The sequence below is a fragment of the Brevundimonas sp. genome (genome assembly GCF_023259385.1).
In the GTDB taxonomy this organism is placed as follows: Bacteria; Pseudomonadota; Alphaproteobacteria; order Caulobacterales; family Caulobacteraceae; genus Brevundimonas.
Window position 1 is genome coordinate 24,598 of the sequence record NZ_JAHFPF010000003.1, and the last position, 6,622, is coordinate 31,219.

Here is a 6,622-nt window from a genome sequence, read left to right on the forward strand (position 1 = left end):
CCGAGCGGGGCCTACCAGACCCCGATCTTCTCCGCTTCCTTGTGCGTGATCGGGTGGTGGGCCTTGGCGTGGTCTTCCTCGGCGAGGAAACGCACGGCCTCCAGCGCGGCCATACAGCCCATGCCCGCCGCGGTGACGGCCTGGCGGTAGACGTCGTCGGTCACGTCGCCGGCGGCCCAGACGCCCTCGATGGCGGTGGCGGCGGTGCCCGGCTTCACGACCAGATAGCCGCCCTGCTTGGTCTCGAGCTGGCCGGCGAACAGTTCCGACGACGGGGCGTGACCGATGGCGATGAAGACGCCGTCAGCCGTGATGTCGCGGGTCTCGCCCGTTTCGACGTTCTTGATCCGCGCGCCGGTGACGTTGACGCCGCCGAAACTGTTGGTCTCGCCCAGAATCTCGTCGATAGCGTTATTCCAGACCACCTCGACCTTCGGGTGGGCGAACAGGCGGTCCTGCAGGATGCGCTCGGCGCGGAACTCGTCGCGGCGGTGCACGACGGTGACCTTGGATGCGAAATTGGTCAGGAACAGCGCCTCTTCCACGGCGGTGTTGCCGCCGCCGACCACGATGACCTCCTTGTTGCGGTAGAAGAAGCCGTCGCAGGTGGCGCAGGCGGAGACGCCGAAGCCCTGATATTTCTGCTCGCTCTCCAGACCCAGCCACTTGGCCTGGGCGCCTGTGGAGATGATGACCGTCTCGGCCAGCATCTCGGTTCCGGAATCCAGCGTCAGGCGGAACGGGCGCTGCGACAGGTCGGCCTTGACCACGATGTCGTGGATGACCTCGGTTCCGACGTGCTCGGCCTGCTTCTGCATCTGCTCCATCAGCCAAGGGCCCTGGATGACGTCGGCGAAGCCGGGATAGTTCTCCACGTCGGTGGTGATGGTCAGCTGGCCGCCGGGCTGCAGGCCCGCGATCACGACGGGCTGCAGCATGGCGCGCGCCGCATAGATGGCGGCGGTCCAGCCGGCGGGGCCGGAACCGATGATGGCGACGCGGACGGTACGGAGAGTGCTCATGGCGCCTATTTAAGAGCTGATTCCGGATTCCGCGATGGCTAGGGTGGGCTCGGATCAAGGGAGTCGGGGATGAAGAAGAACAACGGCGCGGCCTTCCTGCCGCTCGGGATCGCCATGGGCGTCAGCATGGGGACGGCGATCGGGGTGGCGACCGACAATCTCGCGCTGGGCCTCAGCCTCGGCGTCGCCATCGGCGCGGGCCTGGGCGTCGCCCTGATGGGCGCCGTGAACGCAGCGAAGGACAAGAACAAGAAGGACGGCTCGGACAGCAGCGGGACCGTCTATCCGGCCGACAGCCACCGTGACGGTCATGACAACAGTTCGGACGGCGGCTCCGACGGTGGCGGTTCCGATGGCGGCGGCGGTGGCGGCGGCGGGGACTAAAGCCCCAGCTTTTCCAGGATCATCCGCGCGGCCCGGTCGGTCTCGGCCAGCGGCTCATAGCTCCAGCCCGCCAGCGCGCCGTCGAACGGCCGCGCCGCGCCGCGCTCGCGCAGGTCGGCGTGCAGGCGGGCGAACTTGTCAGTCGATTTCAGCGAGATCATCGGCAGGATGTGGACCGGCTTGCCCGTCGAGGCGGCCTCGGCGGCCATGTTGGCGCTGTCCTCGGTGACGAGGATGTGGTCGGCGGCCTGCAGGAAGGCGAAATAGGGATTGGCGCCGGTCCCGTCCCAGATCAGGCCCGGCAGGTGGGACAGCCGCGCCGTCATCGCCGCCTTCGCCGCATCGGGCGTACGGCGCGAGAAGGTCAGCATCAGCGACCCGCCCGCCGCCGTGATCGCCGCGGCTATGCGGTCGGCCAGGTCGGCGGCATGGGCCTCGGGCAGGTCGTGGGCGCGGGACTTGCCGCCGATCAGCACCGCCACGCGCGGGCGGGTCAGGGGATCCAGTCGGTCGGCGAAGGCCGCCGCGCTCTCCGCCAGCCGTGCGGCGGAGATGCGGTGCGGCGAGCCGGTGATCGACAGGACGTTCGACCCCTCGATCCCGTCATGCCGGGGCGCGACCACCAGATCATAGTCGCCGGTGCGCCAGCGCGGGTCCTGGGTCTGGACGACGAAGGTCTTCCCGCCCGAGCGGCGCTTGGCGATCAGCGACAGGGGCAGGGTCGCCCGGCCGGTGGCGATCCACACGTCCGGCCAGGCCTCGCCGGTCGCCGGGAAGGGATCGTCCAAGGCGGGGTCCAGCATCCACGGCGCCTTGAGGGCAGACGGCAGCTTGTCGAAGACCTTGCGCCACCGCACGCGTCGGACGGTGATTTCAGACGGCGAAAGGCGCTGGAGGGCTTCCGCCAACCCCAGCGCCTGATTTTCCATGCCGACCCGGCCGTCAGAGACGACCCGGATCGAAAGAGGCTTTTGCGAGCCTACTTCCACTCGACCTTGAGGATCTCATAGGCCTTCACGCCGCCGGGCGTGTTGACCTCGACCACGTCGCCGACCTCTTTCGAGATCATGGCGCGGGCGATCGGCGAGGCGATGGAGATCTTGCCCGCCTTCACGTCGGCTTCGTGTTCACCGACGATCTGATAGCGGCCCTCTTCCTCGGTGTCCTCGTCGACCACGGTGACCGTGGCGCCGAACTTCACCTGGCTGCCGGACAGCTTGGACACGTCGATCACCTGGGCGCGCGACAGTTTGTCCTCGATGTCGGCGATCGAGCCTTCAATCCAGCCCTGCCGTTCCTTGGCCGCGTGATACTCGGCGTTTTCGGACAGGTCACCGTGTTCGCGAGCCTCCGAAATGGCCGCGATGACGCTCGGCCTTTCGACCGACTTCAATTGCTTAAGCTGATCGTCGAGGACACGGTAGCCCTCGGCCGTCATCGGCACTTTTTCCATATGTCGTGAGTTTCTTGCTTCGCCCGACTGACAGACTACTCGGCACAGAGGTCGCTGGGCGCACGCGACCGGCCCAAGAGGGTAGGGCGCCAAGCCCAAAGGTTCAAGGGCGCGTCGCGCTCGCTGTTTTGCGGACCTGCCGGATCAGGCTCCAGGCCAGCCAGGCCACGGCCGCGAGGCCGACGACCATGAACAGGCCGGAGAGCAAAAGGACGCCCGCGGCGATGAAGGCCAGGACGAAGGCGAGGGCCGCGACGAGGGCGGCGATGATCTGGACGGTCTTCAGGCGCATGAATCGTTAACGCGGCCCGCGCCCCGGGGTTTCGCCCGCCGAGCGATCACCCACGCCTGTGTCATTTCTGTCAGGAGATCAGGCGTAGGCGTAGGGACCGCCGCGTTCCAGGGCGCGTTGATAGGCGGGTCGGGCGTGGATGCGCTCGAGGAAGGCCTTCGCCCTGGCCATCTTCGGTCCGAACGGCGCGCGAGAGCCGGCGGCCTCCAGCGGGAAGCTCATCATGATGTCGGCGGCGCTGAAGCGGTCGCCCGCGAACCATTCGCCCTTGCCCAGTTCCGCTTCCCAGTAGGCCATGTGGTTGGCGATCTGCGGGTCGATCAGGCTGGCCCCGACCTTCTTCGAAATGCCCTGGGCGATGGGGCGGATCAGCAGGGGCGAACGTTGCGGGACGACGCTGAAGATCAGCTTCAGCAGCAGGGGCGTCATGGCCGAACCCTCGGCATAGTGCAGCCAGTAGGTGTAGCGCCGGGCCTCGGGCGTGCCGGCGGGCGGCTTCAGGCCCGGGTCGGGGAAGGTCTCCAGCAGGTATTCGACGATGGCGCCCGTCTCGGCGACGATGATGTCGTCGTGCTGGATCACCGGCGACTTGCCCAATGGATGGATGGCGCGCAGCTCGGGCGGGGCCAGCCGCTGGGCGTTCCGCTCATAGCGTTTGACCTCATACTCGACGCCCAGCTCTTCCAGCAGCCACAGCACGCGCTGCGAGCGGGAGTCGTTCAGATGGTGGACGATGATCATGGCCGGGCTCCGTCAGAGGATCACTGTTGTGCGGTGTTGACGCCGCGTCCGTCCAGAGGCGAACGCACAAGATGGATGGCGTCCGGCGTAAACCCCGCCTAGCTTCACCGCATGGCCGTTTCCCGACTTCGTTCCGCCCTGAAATCCCTCAGCCTCTGGGTGATGATCGCCCTGTTGGCCGGCCTGTTCGCGGGCGCCGCGGCGCAGGCCTGGGGCCTGCCGGGCGGAGAGGGGACGGCGACGCTGATCGCCTCCATCGGGTCCCTGTGGCTCAACGCTCTGAAGATGACCATCATTCCGCTGGTCTTCAGCCTGCTGGTGACCGGCATCGCCTCCATCGCGGATGCGGCTTCGACCGGGCGGCTGGCGCTGAAGGCGCTGCTGGTGTTCGGCCTGCTGCTGCTTGGCGCGGTGACCTACGCCTTCCTCGCGTCCGAGGGGCTGCACATGCTGTGGCCCATCAGTCCGGAGGGCGCGCGCACCCTGTTGTCCAGCGCGCCGGACGCCTCGGTGGTCATCAGCAGCGCCCACGGCGGCGGCCTGCCCGCCTTCCTGGCCAGCCTGGCGCCGCCCAACGCCGTGCGCGCGGCCGCTGAGGACGCCATCTTGGGCATTGTAGTCTTCGCCATCGCCTTCGGGTTCGCCACCACCCGGCTGGAGGCCCGCCTGCGCGCGCCGCTGGTGACCTTCTTCGAGGCCCTGTCCGAGACGATGATCGTCATCGTCCACTGGGTGCTGCTGGCCGCGCCGATCGGCGTGTTCGCCCTGTCCATGGGCGTGGGTCTGAACGCCGGTCTCGGCGCGCTGGGCGTGCTGGGCCACTACGTCACCCTGGTGGTGCTGGCCCAGGTCGGGCTCATCATCCTGATCTATGTCGTGGCCGTGCCGTTCGGGCGCATCGGCCTGAGCCGGTTCGCGCGTGGCGTGGCCCCGGCCCAGGTCGTGGCCTTCTCGACCCAGTCCTCGCTGGCCAGCCTGCCGGCCATGGTCGAGCAGGCGCGCACCGCCCTGGGCGTGTCCACGGCGACGGCGGGTCTGGTCCTGCCGCTGGCGGTGGCGGTGTTCCGCATCACCAGCCCGGTCGCCAACCTGGCCGTGGTCATCTACGTCGCCCACCTGCATGGCATTCATCTGGGGCCGGCTTTGTGGATCGCGGGCGGGCTGACGGCGCTGGCGGTGTCGGTGGGTACGGTGGGCTTGCCCGGTCAGGTCAGCTTCTTCGTCTCCATCGCCCCGATCTGTCTGGCGATGGGCGTGCCGGTGCAGGTGCTGCCGCTGCTGCTGGCGGTCGAGGTGATCCCCGACATCTTCCGCACCATCGGCAACGTCACCGCCGACCTGGCCGCCGCGCGGATCGTCGAGGGCCGCGATGCGGATCTGGACCCGGAGCCGGGCGCCGGGATCTAGGCGCGCGCGCGGCGCTGATGGCGCCTGCTTCGGCGAGCCACTCAGCCCGACATCCACCAGACCCCCGCACCGACCGCCAGCAGGTGAACCAGCACCGCCGCCGCCAGGAGCGTCCGGAACGGCTCCTTGCGCGTCTTGTGGCGCAGCATCTGACACGCGAGCCACGCCCCGATACCGCCCCACACAGCCGCCCATAACAGGCTCCGTTCGGGGACGCGGCGCCGGTGTTCGCGCGCGGCCGCCTTGTCATGCGCGAACAGGAGAAAGGCGGCGCCCTCCAGCCCGGCCAACCCGATCAGCAGGGCCGGGACCACGTAGTCGGACGAGGCGGCGACGTTCAAGGCGACTCCGGTCCCCCGCGCCGCGACAGGGAGGACAGCCCGAGGCCGATCAGCACGGCCAGAGCGCCGCCGAGCGCGTGGGAGCGACCGGGCCGGGGGCGTTTCCGCCGCGTTGTCTGGGGATCAACACGAGCGTTTCCTCGTTGGGGTTGCAGATCGGAGAATATTTTCAACAATACTACCTATTGTTGTTACGTATACGTATTTGTACCTGCTTCGTGATGAGCCTTGGTTACTGCACACGCACCTTGCGTGCACAGAAGTGGGGAAACATTGATCTTCGATTAATCAATAACGGTGACATTCGGAGGTGCGTGATGGGGATCGCGTCGGGCCGCTCCATCGCGCCTGGCGATACCCCAAGGGGAGACGCCCGATGAAGATGACCATCAAGACCCGCCTTCTGGCATGCCTCGGCGCCCTCGCCGTCGGCATGACGGCGATAGGCCTCAGCGGCTGGATCTCGGCCTCGATGGTGGATGGCCGGATGCGCTCGATCATCGGTGATCGGATCGTCCCGATGCAGCAGTTGAAGGCGGCCAGCGACATGTACGCCGTCAACATCGTCGATACGGCGCACAAGGCGCGCGCGGGCGCGATCACCCCGTCCAAGGCTCTGGAGGACATCACCGCCGCCAAGGCGACCATCGCCCAGAACTGGAACGCCTACAGCGCCACGGAGATGACGCCGGAGGAGGAGACCCTGATCGCCAGCGTGACCGAGGGCCTGCCCGCCGCGAACGCCGCGGTCGCCCGGCTCGAGACCATTCTGCGATCGGGAGACGCCCCCGCGCTCGCGCAGTTCGTCGAGACCGAACTCTATCCCGCCATCGATCCCGTCAGCGCCAGCATCGGGGCCTTGGTCGATCTGCAGGTCCGAGTCGCCCGCGAGGACGGCGCGGCCGCGGCGCGGGTGTTCCAGATTTCGCTGATGATCATGGGCCTCGTCGCCCTGTTCGCGGCGGGCGTGCTGGCGGTGACC

The 6,622-nt window shown here is 68.1% G+C and carries 9 protein-coding genes; 3 read left to right on the forward strand and 6 right to left on the reverse strand.

Annotated elements, in window-relative coordinates:
- Positions 1 to 11 precede the first annotated feature (11 nt).
- The gene (trxB, locus tag Q0C81_RS00360) at positions 12 to 1,022 is read right to left on the reverse strand and encodes a thioredoxin-disulfide reductase (RefSeq protein ID WP_291832208.1); all 1,011 of its coding nucleotides are present in this window, start codon (positions 1,020 to 1,022) and stop codon (positions 12 to 14) included.
- Positions 1,023 to 1,091: 69 nt separating this feature from the next.
- Between trxB and Q0C81_RS00365 the strand changes: the two genes are divergently transcribed.
- Positions 1,092 to 1,406, forward strand: a complete 315-nt coding sequence (locus tag Q0C81_RS00365) for a hypothetical protein (protein WP_291832209.1) — start codon at positions 1,092 to 1,094, stop codon at positions 1,404 to 1,406.
- Here the strand turns inward: Q0C81_RS00365 and Q0C81_RS00370 are convergent.
- The 4 genes from Q0C81_RS00370 to Q0C81_RS00385 all read right to left on the reverse strand — a co-directional run bounded on the left by Q0C81_RS00370 (position 1,403) and on the right by Q0C81_RS00385 (position 3,892).
- Entirely contained in the window at positions 1,403 to 2,335 is a 933-nt protein-coding gene (locus Q0C81_RS00370) for a mitochondrial fission ELM1 family protein (RefSeq protein ID WP_291832210.1), read from the reverse strand. The two genes, Q0C81_RS00365 and Q0C81_RS00370, sit on opposite strands and share 4 nt — an antisense overlap.
- A gap of 50 nt (positions 2,336 to 2,385) precedes the next feature.
- Positions 2,386 to 2,859: a transcription elongation factor GreA gene (gene greA, locus Q0C81_RS00375; RefSeq protein ID WP_291832211.1), complete on the reverse strand. Its 474-nt coding sequence runs from the start codon at positions 2,857 to 2,859 to the stop codon at positions 2,386 to 2,388.
- 103 nt (positions 2,860 to 2,962) lie between these two features.
- Positions 2,963 to 3,151, reverse strand: a complete 189-nt coding sequence (locus tag Q0C81_RS00380; protein ID WP_291832212.1) for a hypothetical protein — start codon at positions 3,149 to 3,151, stop codon at positions 2,963 to 2,965.
- A gap of 78 nt (positions 3,152 to 3,229) precedes the next feature.
- Positions 3,230 to 3,892, reverse strand: a complete 663-nt coding sequence (locus Q0C81_RS00385; RefSeq protein WP_291832213.1) for a glutathione S-transferase — start codon at positions 3,890 to 3,892, stop codon at positions 3,230 to 3,232.
- Positions 3,893 to 4,003: 111 nt separating this feature from the next.
- Between Q0C81_RS00385 and Q0C81_RS00390 the strand changes: the two genes are divergently transcribed.
- Complete coding sequence (locus Q0C81_RS00390) at positions 4,004 to 5,299, forward strand: dicarboxylate/amino acid:cation symporter (RefSeq protein WP_291832214.1); 1,296 nt, start codon at positions 4,004 to 4,006, stop codon at positions 5,297 to 5,299.
- Between the two features lie 41 nt (positions 5,300 to 5,340).
- On the opposite strand, the gene Q0C81_RS00395 is transcribed toward Q0C81_RS00390, so the two are convergent.
- Positions 5,341 to 5,640, reverse strand: coding sequence for a DUF1294 domain-containing protein (locus Q0C81_RS00395; protein WP_291832215.1), 300 nt, complete (start codon positions 5,638 to 5,640; stop codon positions 5,341 to 5,343).
- Between the two features lie 376 nt (positions 5,641 to 6,016).
- Here Q0C81_RS00395 and Q0C81_RS00400 point away from each other — a divergent pair.
- The coding region (locus Q0C81_RS00400) for an MCP four helix bundle domain-containing protein (protein WP_291832216.1) at positions 6,017 to 6,622 on the forward strand (606 nt) is incomplete at its 3' end.

Excerpts from the sequence above, each read along its gene's own strand:
- trxB (WP_291832208.1), bottom strand. The coding sequence starts at position 1,022 with ATGAGCACTCTCCGTACCGTCCGCGTCGCCATCATCGGTTCCGGCCCC.
- Q0C81_RS00365 (WP_291832209.1), top strand. The coding sequence starts at position 1,092 with ATGAAGAAGAACAACGGCGCGGCCTTCCTGCCGCTCGGGATCGCCATG.
- Q0C81_RS00370 (WP_291832210.1), bottom strand. The coding sequence starts at position 2,335 with ATGGAAAATCAGGCGCTGGGGTTGGCGGAAGCCCTCCAGCGCCTTTCG.
- greA (WP_291832211.1), bottom strand. The coding sequence starts at position 2,859 with ATGGAAAAAGTGCCGATGACGGCCGAGGGCTACCGTGTCCTCGACGAT.
- Q0C81_RS00380 (WP_291832212.1), bottom strand. The coding sequence starts at position 3,151 with ATGCGCCTGAAGACCGTCCAGATCATCGCCGCCCTCGTCGCGGCCCTC.
- Q0C81_RS00385 (WP_291832213.1), bottom strand. The coding sequence starts at position 3,892 with ATGATCATCGTCCACCATCTGAACGACTCCCGCTCGCAGCGCGTGCTG.
- Q0C81_RS00390 (WP_291832214.1), top strand. The coding sequence starts at position 4,004 with ATGGCCGTTTCCCGACTTCGTTCCGCCCTGAAATCCCTCAGCCTCTGG.